This is a genomic window from Nostoc sp. (assembly GCF_036916655.1).
Classification (GTDB): Bacteria; Cyanobacteriota; Cyanobacteriia; order Cyanobacteriales; family Nostocaceae; genus Nostoc.
This window is the reverse complement of the sequence record NZ_JBALFY010000079.1, coordinates 106243-123031: the sequence shown is the minus strand read 5'-3', so window position 1 is coordinate 123031 and position 16789 is coordinate 106243. Positions and strand designations below refer to the sequence as shown.

Annotated in this window: 12 protein-coding genes; 7 read left to right on the top strand and 5 right to left on the bottom strand. The window is 41.3% G+C overall.

The features are described from left to right. Positions 1-117 precede the first annotated feature (117 nt). Both V7L31_RS22475 and V7L31_RS22470 read left to right on the top strand, forming a co-directional pair. Positions 118-522, top strand: a complete 405-nt coding sequence (locus V7L31_RS22475) for a hypothetical protein (protein ID WP_334698315.1) — start codon at positions 118-120, stop codon at positions 520-522. Between the two features lie 235 nt (positions 523-757). Further along, the gene (locus V7L31_RS22470; protein WP_334698314.1) at positions 758-3508 is read left to right on the top strand and encodes a cation-translocating P-type ATPase; all 2751 of its coding nucleotides are present in this window, start codon (positions 758-760) and stop codon (positions 3506-3508) included. A gap of 115 nt (positions 3509-3623) precedes the next feature. On the opposite strand, the gene V7L31_RS22465 is transcribed toward V7L31_RS22470, so the two are convergent. Further along, on the bottom strand, positions 3624-5243 hold the full coding sequence (locus tag V7L31_RS22465) for an ArnT family glycosyltransferase (protein WP_334698313.1): 1620 nt from the start codon (positions 5241-5243) through the stop codon (positions 3624-3626). Positions 5244-6144: 901 nt separating this feature from the next. On the opposite strand from V7L31_RS22465, the gene V7L31_RS22460 reads away from it, so the two are divergent. Beyond that, the gene (locus tag V7L31_RS22460; protein ID WP_334698312.1) at positions 6145-7305 is read left to right on the top strand and encodes a hypothetical protein; all 1161 of its coding nucleotides are present in this window, start codon (positions 6145-6147) and stop codon (positions 7303-7305) included. 579 nt (positions 7306-7884) lie between these two features. On the opposite strand, the gene V7L31_RS22455 is transcribed toward V7L31_RS22460, so the two are convergent. From V7L31_RS22455 to V7L31_RS22445, 3 genes are all read right to left on the bottom strand, one after another. Next, entirely contained in the window at positions 7885-9192 is a 1308-nt protein-coding gene (locus V7L31_RS22455) for a recombinase family protein (RefSeq protein WP_334698311.1), read from the bottom strand. A gap of 127 nt (positions 9193-9319) precedes the next feature. After that, positions 9320-9679 carry a VOC family protein gene (locus V7L31_RS22450; protein ID WP_334698310.1) on the bottom strand — a complete coding sequence of 120 codons (360 nt, stop codon included), beginning with the start codon at positions 9677-9679 and terminating at the stop codon, positions 9320-9322. A gap of 369 nt (positions 9680-10048) precedes the next feature. Beyond that, positions 10049-10315 (bottom strand): transposase family protein, encoded by a 267-nt coding sequence (locus tag V7L31_RS22445; protein ID WP_334698309.1) that lies wholly within the window; start codon positions 10313-10315, stop codon positions 10049-10051. Between the two features lie 136 nt (positions 10316-10451). On the opposite strand from V7L31_RS22445, the gene purH reads away from it, so the two are divergent. Both purH and V7L31_RS22435 read left to right on the top strand, forming a co-directional pair. Next, positions 10452-11972 carry a bifunctional phosphoribosylaminoimidazolecarboxamide formyltransferase/IMP cyclohydrolase gene (gene purH / locus V7L31_RS22440; RefSeq protein WP_334698308.1) on the top strand — a complete coding sequence of 507 codons (1521 nt, stop codon included), beginning with the start codon at positions 10452-10454 and terminating at the stop codon, positions 11970-11972. A 609-nt stretch (positions 11973-12581) separates the two neighbouring features. Next, a complete protein-coding gene (locus V7L31_RS22435) occupies positions 12582-12959 on the top strand; it encodes a hypothetical protein (RefSeq protein ID WP_334698307.1) in 378 nt (125 codons plus the stop codon). 76 nt (positions 12960-13035) lie between these two features. Here V7L31_RS22435 and uvrB read toward each other — a convergent pair whose 3' ends face one another. Next, a complete protein-coding gene (uvrB, locus tag V7L31_RS22430; protein ID WP_334698306.1) occupies positions 13036-15033 on the bottom strand; it encodes an excinuclease ABC subunit UvrB in 1998 nt (665 codons plus the stop codon). 253 nt (positions 15034-15286) lie between these two features. On the opposite strand from uvrB, the gene V7L31_RS22425 reads away from it, so the two are divergent. Beyond that, complete coding sequence (locus V7L31_RS22425) at positions 15287-15751, top strand: hypothetical protein (protein ID WP_334698305.1); 465 nt, start codon at positions 15287-15289, stop codon at positions 15749-15751. A gap of 823 nt (positions 15752-16574) precedes the next feature. Further along, on the top strand, positions 16575-16757 hold the full coding sequence (locus tag V7L31_RS22420; RefSeq protein ID WP_179063932.1) for a CsbD family protein: 183 nt from the start codon (positions 16575-16577) through the stop codon (positions 16755-16757). The last annotated feature ends 32 nt before the right edge of the window (positions 16758-16789 follow it).

Here is a 16789-nt window from a genome sequence, read left to right as displayed (position 1 = left end):
AAACGAATCCGCTACCTAATACGGTTTATGCTCACACTAGAAAACTATAGTTTTTTACTATTTGGAGATTAATAAAGCTTCGTTTTGAACTTACTAATTTTTATAGGAGATGTTGTTATGAATTTCAGTCCAGTTAAAAATGCAGCCGGCATCATTTCTACCCGTCAGGCTACAACACAGGTGCTTGATGAACTCAGAGCAATTGACTTTCTCATGCAGAAAATTTCTGTGTTCTCTTTAGACTTGGAAGACGAAAAATTGCACAAGGATACTAATGCGGGTAAACATCCTATAACTCCTATTGAAGGTGCTAAAGCAGGCGCAATTACAGGAGGAACAGCCGGGGGCTTCCTGGCAGTAACAGCCGGACTTGGTGTATTAGTTATTCCCGGTTTTGGCCCAGCATTAGCGGTTGAATCTGTGGTAAGTACACTACTGGCGGGTGGAGCAAGTGCGATTTTTGGCAGTGTTTATGGGGCATTTCAAGGTTGGTTTGCTCCCGAAAGGCAAGCTAGAAGCTAGACTCTGTGAGCCAACCACCTGCCAAGAAAAATTTTTGGTGACGGTAGAGGGAACAGCAGATGAAATCTGGCAAGCGGAATCGATTCTCAATTATTGGGGTGTGCGGAAATAGCATATTTATGAACTTAGCAAAAAATTCTCGTAATAACACCAATTTTAAAAAAGAAAGGTACAGATTCAAACAGATAAATCCAGATTAAATCTGTTAATTACTAATTATTTTTTGGAGACGAAAATGACAGCAAATACGATCGCTACAAATACTTTTTCTGAAACAACAGAAGATTTACTCAACTATGAATGGCATACTCTGAGCGAACAAAAGGTTGTGCAAACCTTAGCTAGTCATCCTGAAGCAGGTTTGAGCCATGAAGAAGCTACCAAACGACACCAGCAGATGGGTGCAAATGAACTGACTGCTAAAAGCGGAAAAAGTTCTTGGCTACGATTTTTAGAGCAATTTAATCAACCACTACTATATATTTTGCTGACGGCGGGAGTGGTGACGCTGCTGCTGCAAGATTGGCTAGATGCGGGAGTAATTTTTGGTGTCACCCTAATTAATGTCATCATTGGCTACATTCAAGAAGCGAAAGCAGAAGGTGCGATCGCTGCTCTATCCAAAGCCATCACTACCGAAGCAACTTTGATTCGCAATGGTCAAAAAACCCGTCTGGCTTCGACTGAACTTGTTCTGGGTGATTTGGTCTTGCTGGCATCTGGGGATAAAGTACCCGCCGATCTGCGGTTATTAAGTGTGCGTGGTTTGCAAGTTGACGAGTCTGCTTTAACAGGCGAATCCGTTCCGGTTGAGAAAGCAACGGCATCAGTGCCTATCGAAACACCGTTAGCGGAACGCAGCAATATGGTGTATGCCGGAAGTTTCGTCAGTTTTGGACAGGCAGAAGGGATTGTCGTAGCGATCGCAGATGCCACTGAAACCGGTCGCATCTCCCAGTTAATTGAAAGCAGCACAAATCTGAAAACACCGCTAACACGAAATATTGACAAGTTTAGCAAAAGCTTGTTGTATGTCATTTTAGCTTTAGCTGCTCTGACATTTGCAGTCGGATTAGGACAAGGCGAATCTTGGATTGATGTTTTCAAAGCGAGTGTGGCTCTAATAGTCAGCGCGATTCCCGAAGGATTACCTGCGATCGTTACCGTCACTTTAGCGATCGGAGTTTCCCGGATGGCACGACGTAAGGCGATTATTCGCAAGCTACCTGCTGTGGAAACCTTGGGAAGTACCACTGTTATTTGCTCTGACAAAACTGGGACGTTAACTGAGAATCAGATGACGGTTCAAAAGATTTATGCAGGTGGACAACATTACACCGTTAGCGGTATTGGTTATGCCCCAGACGGTGAAATCCTGATGAATGGACAGCCTGTTGATTTCAATGCAGATGGACATATTGCTCTTTGGGAATCTCTGGAAGCAGGATTGCTCTGCAATGATTCTCATATCGAATGGGGAGATGGACAGTGGGACTTAGTAGGAACCCCAACTGAGGGAGCATTGATTACGGCTGCCAATAAAGTGGGATTGACGCAAGGGAATCTAGAGCAAGAATTACCTAGAATAGACACCATTCCCTTTGAGTCTCAATTTCAATACATGGCGACTTTGCATGAATTGGATGCAAAGCGATCGCTGAATGTGATTTATCTCAAAGGTTCTGTAGAGGCAATTCTCCAACGATGCGATCGCATGTTCGATGCTCAAGGACAACAGGTTGCGCTCAATCCTGCCGCAGTGGAACAGGAAGTTGCTGATATGGCAAACCAAGGGTTACGAGTGCTAGCTTTTGCCAGCAAAGAAGTTGCCACTAAGCGATCCTTTGATCGCAATGATATCGATCGAGGACTGGTATTTCTAGGACTTCAAGGCATAATCGATCCGCCGCGTGAGGAAGCGATCGCCGCAGTCAAAGCCTGTCAATCTGCTGGGATTCAGGTAAAAATGATTACAGGCGACCATGCGCTAACGGCAGCGGCGATCGCCCGTCAAATGGGAATTTGCTCGACTGAAGCACAAGTTTTCACCGGACGGCAATTAGCTCAGATGGATGAAAAAGAATTTGCCCAAGCGGCTGAACAAGGTATGGTATTTGCGCGAGTTGCTCCAGAACAAAAATTGCATCTGGTGAAAGCGTTGCAGTCTCAGGGTGAAATTGTTGCTATGACTGGAGATGGTGTCAACGATGCTCCGGCTCTCAAACAAGCAGATATTGGTGTAGCGATGGGCATAGCTGGGGCGGAAGTTGCCAAAGAATCGGCGGATATGCTGCTAACTGATGATAACTTCGCCTCAATAGAAGCGGCTGTGGAGGAAGGGCGCGGAGTTTATCGCAACTTACGAAAAGCGATCGCCTTCTTGCTGCCGATTAACGTTGGCGAATCTATGACAATTTTGATTGCCATTCTCTTGGCAACCGTGCTTCCCATCTTACCAATCCAAATTCTCTGGCTCAACATGGTTAGTTCAATAGCGTTGATTGCTCCCCTCGCCTTTGAGCCAAAATCTGGACACGTGATGCAACAACCACCGCGCAACCCCAGAGAAAGACTTTTATCAGGTGGATTACTCCAGCGCATCATCGCGATTTCCGTCTTCAATTGGGTAGTGATTTTTGGGATGTTTCAATGGATACTGCAAACTACAGGCAATGAACCATTGGCGCGCACGATGGCAATTAATGGGCTGGTGGCGGCAGAAGTCTTTTACCTGTTAAGTATTAGCCAGTTTTTACCATCTCTAGTCGTGAGAATCCAAGGTAAACGCACACCCGTAGCCTATGCACCTGCGATCGGAATTGTGGTTGTGGTGATTTTACAATGTGTGTTCAGTCAGTGGAGCATGATGAATCAAGTGTTTGATACTACACCTTTAACATTTATCCAAGCTCTAATTTGTATGGGTGTAGGTTTGCCAGTAGTGTTTATAGCTCTCATCTTGCAGCGTTTCGATCCGCTAAACTGATGCTTCAGCCGATGGTATCCGTATCGTGGCTAGATGAAGGAGATGATAGAGAGATAAGGGAGCAGAGGAAAACTCTTTCCCCTCTGCCCCCTGCACCTCGCCCAATGCACGACATCTACAACCTATCAGTATCTTTTGTAACTAACTTCCAGCCTTCAGCCTGGTCAATCAGCTTCATCGACTCTAGGTCAAGATTGTTGAAAGCAGATGTATGAAGTAGAAAGTAGGGTTGTCCGTTGTAGTGCCAATAATATTCCAGTTCACCAACAGAAGCGGGAATGATGGTGCGATCGCTATAATAATCCAACGAGGGACGATGGTAAGCAAAAGATGTGTAAATCTTCTTTGTAGCTGGATTTGCCCGCACAATCATCGCGGCGACTGGTTTCACTGGATAGGCTTCAGATAATTCCCAAACCCAGTAGTTAGATTTCATTAACAGCAGTAGTGAAACATAACTTCCCCAGAACAAAATTTTCAAAAATTGCCCGTCGCCTCGTTCTGCCAAAATGGCTGCTAAAGTCATAGTCACGGCTACTGCGGCAAAAATTAGTTGTAAGTCTGTTGTGGGTGTTGTACCCGAACTGAAATAAATGCTACCAGCAGAAGCGACTACAGCAAGTATTGCCAAACCAGCAACCCAAGCACGGGGATAGGATGAGAGTAAAGGCGAGTTTTCTGTATCTGATAACTGGATACCAAAAGCTAAGGCTAAACTAGGGTAAATCGGGAATAGATACCAGGGAACTTTGGTAATCATGAAGGAAATTACCAGCAGATAAACACCACTCCACGCCATTACTAGTTTTGCCCAACTCAGGTTGCGATTTTCCCAGGTTAAGCGGATAGTTTGTGGTAAGAATAATAACCACGGCCATGTATACTTAAGAAGCTCAATCACATAGTACCAAGGTGGTTCAGGATTTGCTTCGACAAATGAGCCAACTCGACCTATTGATGGGTTTGCAAGGCCAACTTGGGCGAAAGTGTAACCATAATGAATTAGTTGGGCACTATACCAACCAGCTACAGGCAAAATGCCAATTAAGATTGCGAGCCAGAGATAGTAACAGGTAAGTAGTCGTGGCGTATCCCAAAACAGAAATACAAGTGCGATCGCACCTAGCAATACGCCTAGCAATCCTTGAGTCAGGCAAATCAACCCGAAACTAACACCAACACCAAGACAATAACGTAAATCCCGGCGCGATCGCAACACGCACAACATCATCACCATCAAAAAACTTACCATTGCTCCATCTAACATTGCTAACCGCCCATGACGCACCACAGGTAGCATTGTTAGGTAAATCAAAGCGCTATAAATCGCTGCCCAACGCTGACGAAATATCTCTCGAGCAATGCAATACAGTAAAGGTACAGATGTCGCTGTTAAAATCGCTCCAGGTAGACGCGTTGTCCACTCATTTTCACCTCCTAGAGAATAAGCCCAAGCAATTAACAAATGCATCAAAGGCGGCTTGTTATGATATGGTTCGCCTCCTAGCGTTGGATAAAGCCAACGCATTGAACCTGCTGGTGCGTGCCAAATTTCACGAGCAACCTGAGCCACAGTACCTTCATCCCAATCTCGCAGCGGCAATCCTCCTAGATTGATGCTAAATAGTAACACTGCTGCCAACAGCAACACTATTAGCCATACCCAATCAATCCATTTGCCAACCGTGCGATGCTGTTTTTCCAGATGACTCCAAATAAAGCTTCCTTCTTGCATATTCTCTGGTAATCATTTTACTTGCTGGTTTGATTACATAGAGACATCTAGCGAATCTCCAATGTTGCCACCCAGTAACAACGTATGTTCTTAACAATTGCTAGTTTCCAAGATTAACTCAATTTTTTATAATTAGCCCTATTTTTTGAAAAATTTATATTGGTTATTTAGAGAACATTTTGGCATATAAATGATAAAAATAATACAGACAATAAATTATTTATAACCTGTTTTTTAGTCCGTATATAGACTTGTATTATATTTTTAATTTTACCCTGAGTTTAATTTTTATCTACTTAGTTATAATCTGGTTAAATTCTGAAAACCAAGAAATAATTGTTACAAGCTTCAATAACGTCCTGATGGGATAATAATCTTCAGAATAAGATATAAGCATTTATCCGAATCCAATACTGTTCGGTTAAGACAAGAGACGCGATGAATCGCCGTCTCTACAATAGACATCTCCGAAAACAATGTAGAGACGTAGCACTGCTACGTCTCTACAAGGGTTATGGGTAATGCATATTTAATGAAGGAGATATCTAATGATTTCTCGAATCTTTGCACTCTACGATTTCCATCAAAAAACCTTAACCGAACCGTATTATATCCAAATCTTATTTGGTGTCTGAACATTTAGAGGCTCAGATCCCCAAATTCTTCAAGAATTCGGGGATCTTTTTGACCGTAACTAATTTAAAATTTATATAGTTACTAAAACACAGATTTATGAATATTCAAAAAATTTTAGTACGCTTATCAGAGTAAGCATAAGCAAATATCTTAGTATTTTAAATTTAATTAAGTGAATATTGAATTTTAACATCTGTGTTATACAATTCGCTGAAAGTACTTAAATTACAAAAATAAGCAGCTAGAAAATTATGGGAGCCTATCCATGAACTTACCTGTAGTTATTGATATTACTCTAGGTTTAGTTTTTATTTACTTGATTTTGAGCTTACTAGCTTCTGAAATACAGGAATTGATTGCCACATTTTTACAATGGAGAGCTAAACATTTAAAAAATTCAATTGAATTACTTCTAGCAGGTGGTAGCGAAACTGAAGAATCAGATTTTACTAAGGCAAGAAATTTAGTAGAGATTCTTTATAACGATCCTTTAATTAATACCTTGAATCAACAGGCTAAGAGAAAAGTAGAACAGTTGCGGAACAATGCTAAAAATATTGACAATAAAAGACTAGAAGAAAAACAAAGTGGCCCTTCCTATCTTCCGTCTGAAACATTTGCAATTACTTTGTTAGATACCTTAAAAATTCCCCAGTTAATTAATTATGCGAAAAATCCTAATGAAGAATCTAAAAATAATCTGCACATCATATTAGCATCTTACAAACAACTTAAAGAAGGTATTAACAATCCAGAAAGTGAAAGTTACAAAACAATTAAAAAAGTTTATGGAGACATTGACGAAGATTTTAAAAGATTTGTTAACGAAGACTTATCTGATGATGTACCTGATAATTTAATCAATAGTCTTGCTGCGATCGCTCAACGTAGCAGAATAAAAATTGGCGATCTGACAGAAGAAATAAATCAGTTTAAAAATGAAGTCGAAACATGGTTTGATCGCTCTATGGATCGAGCCAGTGGTGTTTATAAGCGGAATGCCAAAGGAGTTGCTATTTTAATTGGAATATCAATTGCCATATTAACCAATACTGATACATTTCACCTCGTTAGTAGGCTATCACAGGATTCGGTTATCCGCTCTACAATTGCTCAAAGTGCAACTCAACGAATCGATTATATCAAAGACTTAGAGAGTAGGAAAGAAATTGAAACCTTATTAGGAAATGCTTCTATACCCATTGGATGGCAAAACATCAATCAACAATTTGAGCAGAATAGTGGAAATGTTTTATTAATTAGAAGTTGGCAAGTTTTTAGATTAATTTGCGGTTGGCTAATCAGTGGTTTAGCTATTGCAATGGGTGCGCCTTTTTGGTTTGATATCCTTAATAAAGTTATTAATGTGCGAAATGCAGGGCCAAAACCTACTGCCTATACGAAGGATCAACCGTCTCAGAAATAGTGCTTTATAACAGTGTGCCAACTTAGAGCCAAGGCAATATATAATTCGCGGCTATACAAATAAAGTCCGCCTTTCCTGCAAAATGCTACGCGAAGGTGGACTAACGGAAAATTAAGTGTTTACCTAATATAGATCAATACAGTTCAGAATGAGCAACAAAACACTTGTAGAGACGGCGATTTATCGCGTCTAGAAAACCCAAAATTGTTGCAAGTAACCCTTAACCCAAGAGTATTGTAATATTAAGATGCGATTTCTAATTGGCCTTTTACAGCAGTTTTCATGTATTTGAACCACATCTGTCGTAAGGGAACAGCATTGCTCATTGGTGTCTATTTTTGCTGGAAATAGAGCTTAACTGTTGGCTTCCATGCCCGCCCGGAAATAAATTTTCGGGCTAATAGCTTAAGTCTACTGAAGTAGACTTATTTAGTCATCTTCAGATGACTTTAGCTATGAGACGGGAATTGAAATTCCCGGCGGACAAGCGGTTTCGCGTTAAGTTGACACCAATGAGCATTGCTGTGCCCCTATCCCGTTTACCATACTCAGCACTCTTCATCTGAAAATAGCTGTAGCTTAAAAAATAAAAATAACTTGGAGTTTTAATTCTTTATTCTGAAAAATAATCTCAATTTGCCTGATAAATTCTCGAAAGTAAAATCGTCGCTCTGTTTCCGACAAATCTAACCAAAATTGTGGTATTGAAACAGCTTGAGCAACAGAACGCAAGTTAACCGGGGGGAGAGTTGCCAACTTTGCTTCGAGTGCAGATATTTCTGTGCGGAGTTTGTAAGCCCTTAACTTTGCTGTTTCGGCATCTAAAATTCCAGTTTCAATTAAAGCGGGTAACTGAGCGAGTATTTCTTGCTGACGAGCGATCGCTTGCCCTAAACTATTTTTGACTGCATCCAATTGGGGAAAATTCATCCCTGCTACCGCCAAAGGTAAATCACGGCAAACGGTTTCAATGGTATGTTCCAACACCTCTTGGTAAGGAATAGCCTTACACTTAGGGGTTTGGGGGCAGCTAGTAGAACGTAAATAAAGATACTCCTTATCTTGGTTGCGTCGGGTGACACGGGTAATTGTCAGATGTGACTGACATTCACCACAGACAACTAAGCCAGCTAAAGAACGAGGCGCACTAGCAGTTCGAGATGGTAAACGGCTGTTACGGCGTAAAAGTCGGTCAACTTGGGCAGCTTCTTCTTTAGAAACGATCGCAATATGGGTATTGGAGATAATTTCGCCATTTTGGTAAGCTGTATTGCCGCGATAGACTGGATTAGTTAGCCAGCGTCTTCCGGTGGTGACAGAGATTTTCTTGCCGTATTTTTTCGCCAAATAACGAACTGAACCCCGCAGGGAACCATAGAGTAAAAAGTGTTCAAAAAAATCTTTGACTACTGGTGAAGTACTGCGATCAATGGTATATTTTCCCTTACCTCTGCGATAGCCGTAGGGAACTTTGCCGGGTGGTGGTGCAACCTCAAGACGATTACGGGCGTGTCCTTGGCGGATGCGACGACTGCGTTGTTGACGTTGGATTGCGTGTAGTAGATTCAGCAAATCAGCGCCCAGAGGGTAATTTTCGGAAGTGTAGGGTTGTTCGGTGGCGATTACAGCTATTCCCATAACTTCGAGTTGATTTAAGCGATCGCTAATTTCTTCTACAGTATCCCCCAATTCTTCCAACCGACGGATCAGGAGATAATCTGCTGGTTCAGTTTCGCAATCGGTGAATAATTGTTGTAATTGCGATCTTTCAGAAGAGTCTGACTTGCCCAAATCTTCATAAACCCGATCCACCTCCCATCCCCAATCGGCTTGATCGGGAGAAGATTCTAAAAGCGGATCGGTATAAGAGTAGGCAATGATTTTCATTATTTATGGGGCATTGGTTATTACTCATTACTCATTACTCATTACTCATTACTCATTGGATAGGTTATTCTCTTGATCTCCCCAGTCCCCAGTCCCCAGTCCCCAATCCCCAGTCCCCAGTCCCCCATCACTGCTGACTCAACTCGATAATATTGCCATCGGGATCTTGAGTGAACAGGGCAGGGCGACCGGAGGCGCTGGCTTGAATGGGATAATTATGATTGAGTAATTCCTGTTTGGCGGTGTCTAAGTCAGCAACAGAGAAAGCAATGTGGGGATTGCGCCCCCATTTTTCGTTTGGGTTTTCTGTGGGGACAACAGTTGCAACTATCAGGTGAAGTTGGTAGTCACCGACTTGATACCATACGCCAGGGTAGTTTAGGGAACGATATATTTTGGATAATCCCAATACTTTGCCATAAAATTGCTCAGAGCGTTCTAAGTCAGTCACAAGAATTGCTGTATGGAGACTTTGGTTAATCTGCATTGTCGGTAAGATGCGATCGCATTTATTTAGATTTTGACTTAGTTTGCATTCTTTTAGGGAGTAGGGAGGTAGGGGAGGCAGGGGAGGCAGGGGAAGAAGAATTATTGATTGATTCTTTAACCATGCTCAATCCCCAATGACAAATGACAAATGACTAATAGACTTGTCCGCAAATCCTAAATGCTTATGAGGCAAGGTTTTGACAGATTAGATAGAAACTGCGATCGCGTCATGAAAGCCACGAGAAAAGTAGGTTTTTGAGACTATAAGTGGCTATTTTATCAAAACTTTCTGCCAAAATAGAAAAAACTAAAATCATTTTTAAGAGCAGCTACCAATTGTTTATGTGAATAAAACTAATCGATTTAGTCATAATCTAACTAATCCACTAATAGTTTTAATTACTTGAATGTATGTATTCCTATTCATACCGAACCTTTCACTGGCAATTCGGAATATTTTGAGCCGACATATAAGATGTTCAACAGCTATTCTTCTGGAAGATAATTCTTTGTTTTGGTTTTTTTGTAATTCCGTGATTTCAGTTTTTTCGTTTTTTTTTATGTGGTGTGATAATCGTTTCTTCTCCCTTGTAAGTCTAATACTAAAGGAGACGCTTAAGATAATACCTGCCATTTGTAGCAATATTAATTGATAAAACTGATGGACAGATAGTTATTAACGCTATTATCCTTAATGGTCTTGAAGTAAACCAAGGCTTATGCAAAACTTGAGATCCTTCGCTTCTAGCCTAATTTTAAGGAATTGATCAATGGCGCGTCTAGCCCTGCTGAGTGTATCTAACAAAACTGGTATAATTGACCTAGCCCGTAGCTTGGTTGAAGAATTTGACTTTGATTTAATCAGCAGTGGGGGAACAGCCCAAGCCCTCAAAGATGCGGGACTCCCTGTCACCAAAGTTGCAGATTACACAGGTTCACCAGAAATTTTAGGTGGCCGTGTGAAAACCCTACATCCCCGAATTCATGGCGGGATTTTGGCGCGGCGAGATGTTCCCCAAGATATTACAGATTTAGAAAATAACCAAATTCGCCCGATTGATTTAGTAGTGGTGAATCTTTATCCTTTCGAGGAAACGATCGCTAAACCAGGGGTAACATTAGCTGAAGCCGTTGAACAAATTGATATTGGTGGCCCTGCTATGCTACGGGCATCATCGAAAAACTTCGCTCATCTGGCTGTATTATGCGAGCCAGGGCAGTATGACGAGTATTTGCAGGAATTACGCCAAAATAACGGCGAAGCATCCCTAGAGTTTCGCCAAAGGGCTGCATTGAAAGGATTTTCGCACACTGCAAGCTATGACCAAGCGATCGCATCTTATCTCGCAGAAGCAGAGCAGTACACCCTTAGCGGTACACAATTACAATCTCTGCGTTACGGCGAAAATCCCCATCAACCCGCCATCTGGTATCAAACTGGTACTACCCCAACAGGATGGGCAGCCGCTACAAAACTCCAAGGCAAAGAACTTAGTTACAATAACTTAGTTGATTTAGAAGCTGCACGCCGAATCATTGCTGAATTCACTGATACCCCAGCCGCAACGATTATCAAACATACAAATCCCTGTGGTACGGCATTGGGAAGTACTATTTCTGAAGCCTATCAAAAAGCTTTCAATGCTGATTCTACTTCTGCCTTTGGCGGAATTGTGGCACTCAACCGTCCGATTGATGCGGCGACAGCTAGCGAGTTAACTAAAACGTTTTTAGAATGTGTGCTTGCACCCAGTTGTGATGCAAAAGCTCAAGAAATCTTGGCTAAGAAATCTAACGTGCGGGTTTTGACTCTAGCTGATTTGAGCAGTGGCCCTAAGGATACCGTGAAAGCGATCGCAGGTGGTTTCCTTGTCCAAGCTAGCGATGACATCATTGCTGACACCAGTCAATGGCAAGTAGTCACCGAACGTCAACCCACACCCGACGAATTAGCCGAATTGCTGTTTGCGTGGAAAGTTTGCAAACATGTGAAATCTAATGCCATTGTTGTAACCAGCGATCGCACTACAATAGGAATAGGCGCTGGTCAAATGAACCGCGTTGGCTCAGTTAAAATAGCTCTAGAACAAGCTCAAGAAAAAGCCAAAGGTGCAACTCTCGCCAGCGATGGATTCTTCCCCTTTGATGATTCAGTCAAAACAGCCGCAGCCGCAGGAATTATAGCCATTGTCCAGCCAGGGGGAAGTTTGCGCGATAAAGATTCAATCAAAGCTGCTAACGAACTGGGTTTGCTGATGGTCTTAACTGGTGTACGTCACTTTTTACACTAAATTATTGACCATAAGGTGTACACTTTTCAAACTGTCACATAATTTACTTGCCCTTTGATAGAAGCGGTGATATATTAAGGTCGTGTGTGAGGAGCAAGTTAAAAATAAAAAGCGTTTGGGGTGGAAACACGGCAACACTCCCAGGCGCTTTTTAATTTGTCAGCAATTAGATTGCTTGTGGGATTTTAAAATGTCACTCAATATACTTGCCATTTAATAGAAGTAGTGATAATATCTATTTGTGTGAGGAGCAAGTTAAGAATAAAAAATGCCTGGGGTGGAAACACGGCAACACTCCCAGGCATTTTTTAGTTTATCCATAGAAATTAACCCTTCCAAAATAATTTCATATTTTTACTTCCAGTTAAAGACACGAATATTGTTAAAGTTAATCACGTCAATTTCTACGCTTTGAAGATAACTTGCTAGCTTGAAAGTGGCTATGAAAAAAGTAGCGGTGTTTGGCAATACTGGAGGCGGTAAATCAACTCTAAGCAAAAGATTATCGGAAATCACTGGTTTACCACTTCACGCCTTAAACAAGATCAATATCAATCAGGCAGTATTGAGGTTCCACAGGAAGAATATAAGCACACCCATGAGAAAATTTTGGCTACTGAGCGTTGGATTATTGACGGGTTTGGTTCCATAGAAACTGTCTGGCTGAGACTGAACGAGGCGGATACTCTAATTTTTATCGATCTACCGCTATATGTGCATTTCTGGTGGGTGACTAAACGACTAATTACAGGCCGTTTTAAACCACCAGAAGGCTGGCCGGAAAAGAGTTCAATATTTAAGAGTTCGCTTACTAGCTACCGCATACTTTGGTTATGTCACAAATATTTGACCCCAAAATATCGTGAGTATATCGAGCAGACTCGAAGTACTAAAAGTGTTTATCACATTCGCTCAACTGAACAGATTTCGCAATTTTTTGAATTCATTGAAAATGAGACTAACCTAGAAAATAAGGCATTAGGCTAACGCCGGAGTTGTACCACGCCTGCGACTAAACGTAATTCATAATTATTAGGCGAATATGGTCAGCAGAAGATTCACGTTAATGTCCTAACATTTTATCCCGCAGATGTTTAATGCGATCGCGCAATTTCCCAGCCTCTTCAAATTCTAGTTTCTTCGCCGCCTCTTTCATCTGTGCTTCTAACAGAGTAATCAACCCTGGAATCTGTTCTAATGGCAATTCATCTAGATGTTCATCTACAACTTTCAAGTCAGTTGCATTTAACCGCCGAGATACATCTAAAAAAGCCAAAATCGCATTACTTGATTTTTTCACAATTGGTTGTGGCGTAATTCCATGCAGTCGATTATGTGCTGTTTGAATACCACGCCGCCTATCCGTTTCATCAATAGCTTTAATCATGCTACCTGTCATATTATCGGCATACAAAATCGCTTGTCCCTGGACATGACGCGCGGCTCTGCCAATAGTTTGAATTAAGGAACGCTCGGTTCTCAAAAAACCTTCTTTATCTGCATCCATAATTGCTACTAAGGAAACTTCGGGTAAATCTAAACCTTCCCGCAGCAAATTCACACCAACCAAAACATCAAATTTCCCCTCGCGCAAGTTCTGCAAAATTTCAATGCGTTCAATAGAAGTAATCTCGGAATGTAAATACCGTACCCTTATACCGTGGTCTTGCAAATATTCGGTTAAATCTTCCGCCATGCGTTTGGTTAACGTAGTAATTAACACTCGTTCATGACGATCGGCTCTATCTTTAATTTCGCCTAACAAATCATCAATTTGTCCTTCTGTGGGACGCACGGAAATTTCTGGATCGACCACCCCAGTTGGTCTAATCACTTGCTCAACTACATTGTCTTCAGAAACTTCTATTTCCCAATTTCCGGGAGTTGCGGAAACAAAAATACACTGATTTACCTTTTGCCAAAATTCTTCTGCTTTCAAAGGACGATTATCAGCCGCGCTAGGAAGGCGAAATCCATGATCGATTAAAACTTTTTTTCTCGCTTGGTCGCCGTTATACATACCACGAATTTGGGGTACGGTAACGTGAGATTCATCGATAATTAATAGCCAATCTTTTGGAAAATAATCAATTAAACATTCTGGTGGATCTCCACCTTGTCTTCCTGCTAAGTGACGGGAATAGTTCTCAACTCCGTTGCAGTAACCTACTTCACGCAGCATTTCTAGGTCATAGCGTGTACGTTGATCTATGCGTTGCGCTTCTAATAATTTGCCAGCTTGTTCTAAGTCTAGTTTTTGCTGTTTTAATTCAGCGGCAATATCATGACAAGCTACTTCTAATCGTTCTTCTGGAGTCACAAAGTGACGCGCGGGGTAGATATTTACCGCTTCCAAGCTTTTGAGAATTTCACCTGTCACTGGATCTATATAGCGAATTGCGTCTATTTCATCACCAAAGAATTCTACACGAATAATTCGGTCTTCATAGGCTGGGCCAATTTCTAAAACATCACCACGGACGCGGAATTTTCCTCGACCCATTTCGATGTCGTTGCGGCTATATTGAACATTTGCCAAATCTCGTAAAATTTGGCGTTGATTTACTTCCATACCTATCTGAAGGGGGATGGCAGCTTTCAAATATTCTGCTGGCATTCCTAAACCGTAGATGCAGCTGATGGAAGCAACGACAATGACATCACGGCGTTCAAACAGCGATCGCGTCGCTGAATGCCGCAACATATCTATTTCATCATTAATCGCTGCCGTTTTTTCAATATAAGTATCGGTAACGGGAATGTACGCTTCTGGCTGATAGTAATCGTAGTAGCTGACAAAATACTCGACTGCGTTGTTGGGAAAGAAATCCCGCAACTCGTTACAAAGCTGTGCAGCCAAGGTTTTGTTATGCGCCAGAACTAAAGTAGGCTTGCCAATTTTCTCAATAACTGCTGCTACCGAAAATGTCTTGCCAGTTCCAGTGGCTCCTAGTAAAGTTTGGTAACGATTACCATCTTGGATACTCGCAGTAAGTTGGGCGATCGCTTGTGGTTGATCGCCTGTGGGACTAAAGGGAGCTTGAAGACAAAATTCTGTCATACAGTTTTGCTGGAAATACCCTATCTCATAGTGACGATTCCGCCCTGTATCTATTGTAGCTGGCTTATTAGAGCAAATAAATAGTAATATTTATTTGCAAAACTTATTAATTTAAATTTACTTATGTATTAGTTTTAAAGATTCTTATATCTATGTGAGGTTTTTTAAGGTTAAACTCTAAGGTATATGGGAAAAAATTTCATCTTTCCTTAATTATTGTAAAATTCAATTAACAAACCAGAGGTCTTCGTTTATGGCTATTAGCAGCGCTGGCAAAGCAATCAGTTCTCGGCAAAACAATGCCAAGTCTTCAGGGGAAACTACAGAGGGAGTTGAAAATCAACAAGACCAGAGCTTGAATGCTGATAAAGTCGAGGAAGTTAATGAACTGCCAGTGGGAGCTTCTGGAACACTCGCCATTTCTGGAATTCGTCCAATAGGCGCTAGCGACCTAGAAGTTGCTGAACACCTCTCAATTGCTGGGGTGCGTCCTGTTAGCACTAGTACCTTGGAAGTAGTTGAAACCTATAACTCAATGGGTATTCGTCCAATTGGTGCTAATACATTTCAAGTAGTCGAAAGCATAAATCTCTCTGGGATTCGTCCAATTGCTTCAAGTACATTGGTAATTTCTGACAGTTATTCCACCTTTGGGAATCGTCCCATAGCACCAAATGAGATTGACAATTCTGAAAGCCTGATGGGTTTTCTAGATTAGACAAAAATATCTTCATAGCTTTATCAACCCAGTTGCTATACGAAACTGGGTTTTTTTAGTTAATAGAGTCGAGAGTAGAGATTACGATATTTGCACTTGTTGCGAGTATCTCACTTTTATGAAAAGTGCTGAGTTCCGTTAGCGGATAGCTAAGGTTTAGCCCGTGGTGAGTTGAAAGACCTCGCCACAAAAGGCATTCAGGACTGAGTATGGTAAAAACACACCTTGCCCTGGCGAATGGAATGAGACTGTTGGAATTAATAGGGAGTCTAACCCATCATTATCTATTGCTCTTGATTTCCCTGATTGGAGTCCGTTGAAACGGACTTGAGCTATTAGCCCGAAATTTATTTCAGGGCGGGAAAGCAACGCCAAACCAAGGTTTTAGGGGTGAGGGGTCAAACCCATCGAGAATTGACCAACAGTCGGAATTCCCAACTATACGAGACTTTATGCACCTCTGTGGGTTTCAAACTCTTTGAGTCCGCCTAGGCGGATTCCCCTCCGGGTTTTCCAAAGGTGTGGGTTTGTGTAGCCGCGATTTTTAAGAGACTGGTATATTTGCTTGTTCTATGTCTTTGAGCATAGATAACTAAACTTTTCTAGCTGTAATTTACATTCAGCTAACAGCTAGGATGCCTACTACAATTACTTTTCTTCATTTTGAATTTTGAATCTTGAATTTTGAATTATTTAATATGCCTTGTGGTGGAAGGCTTTAACAAAAACTTTAAGCTACTGTGTAAAAGTAATCACAAAAGATTTATTTCAAAGTGATTTATACAGCTTTGGAATGAACTTTCCATTAAATCAGGAGTACAAAATGAGTATTGAAGATCGCGCAAAAGCTGCTGCTAAAAATGTTGAAGGTAAAGCCCAAGAAGCATTAGGAAATATCACTGGAGATCCAGAAGATAAAGCAAAGGGTAAAGCAAAGCAAGCTGAAAGCGAAGTACGTCATGGAATTGAAGACGTGAAAGATAGTGTGAAAAAAAATATTGACTAATAATTCATAATTTTTTTGCAGAAAATCAAGGA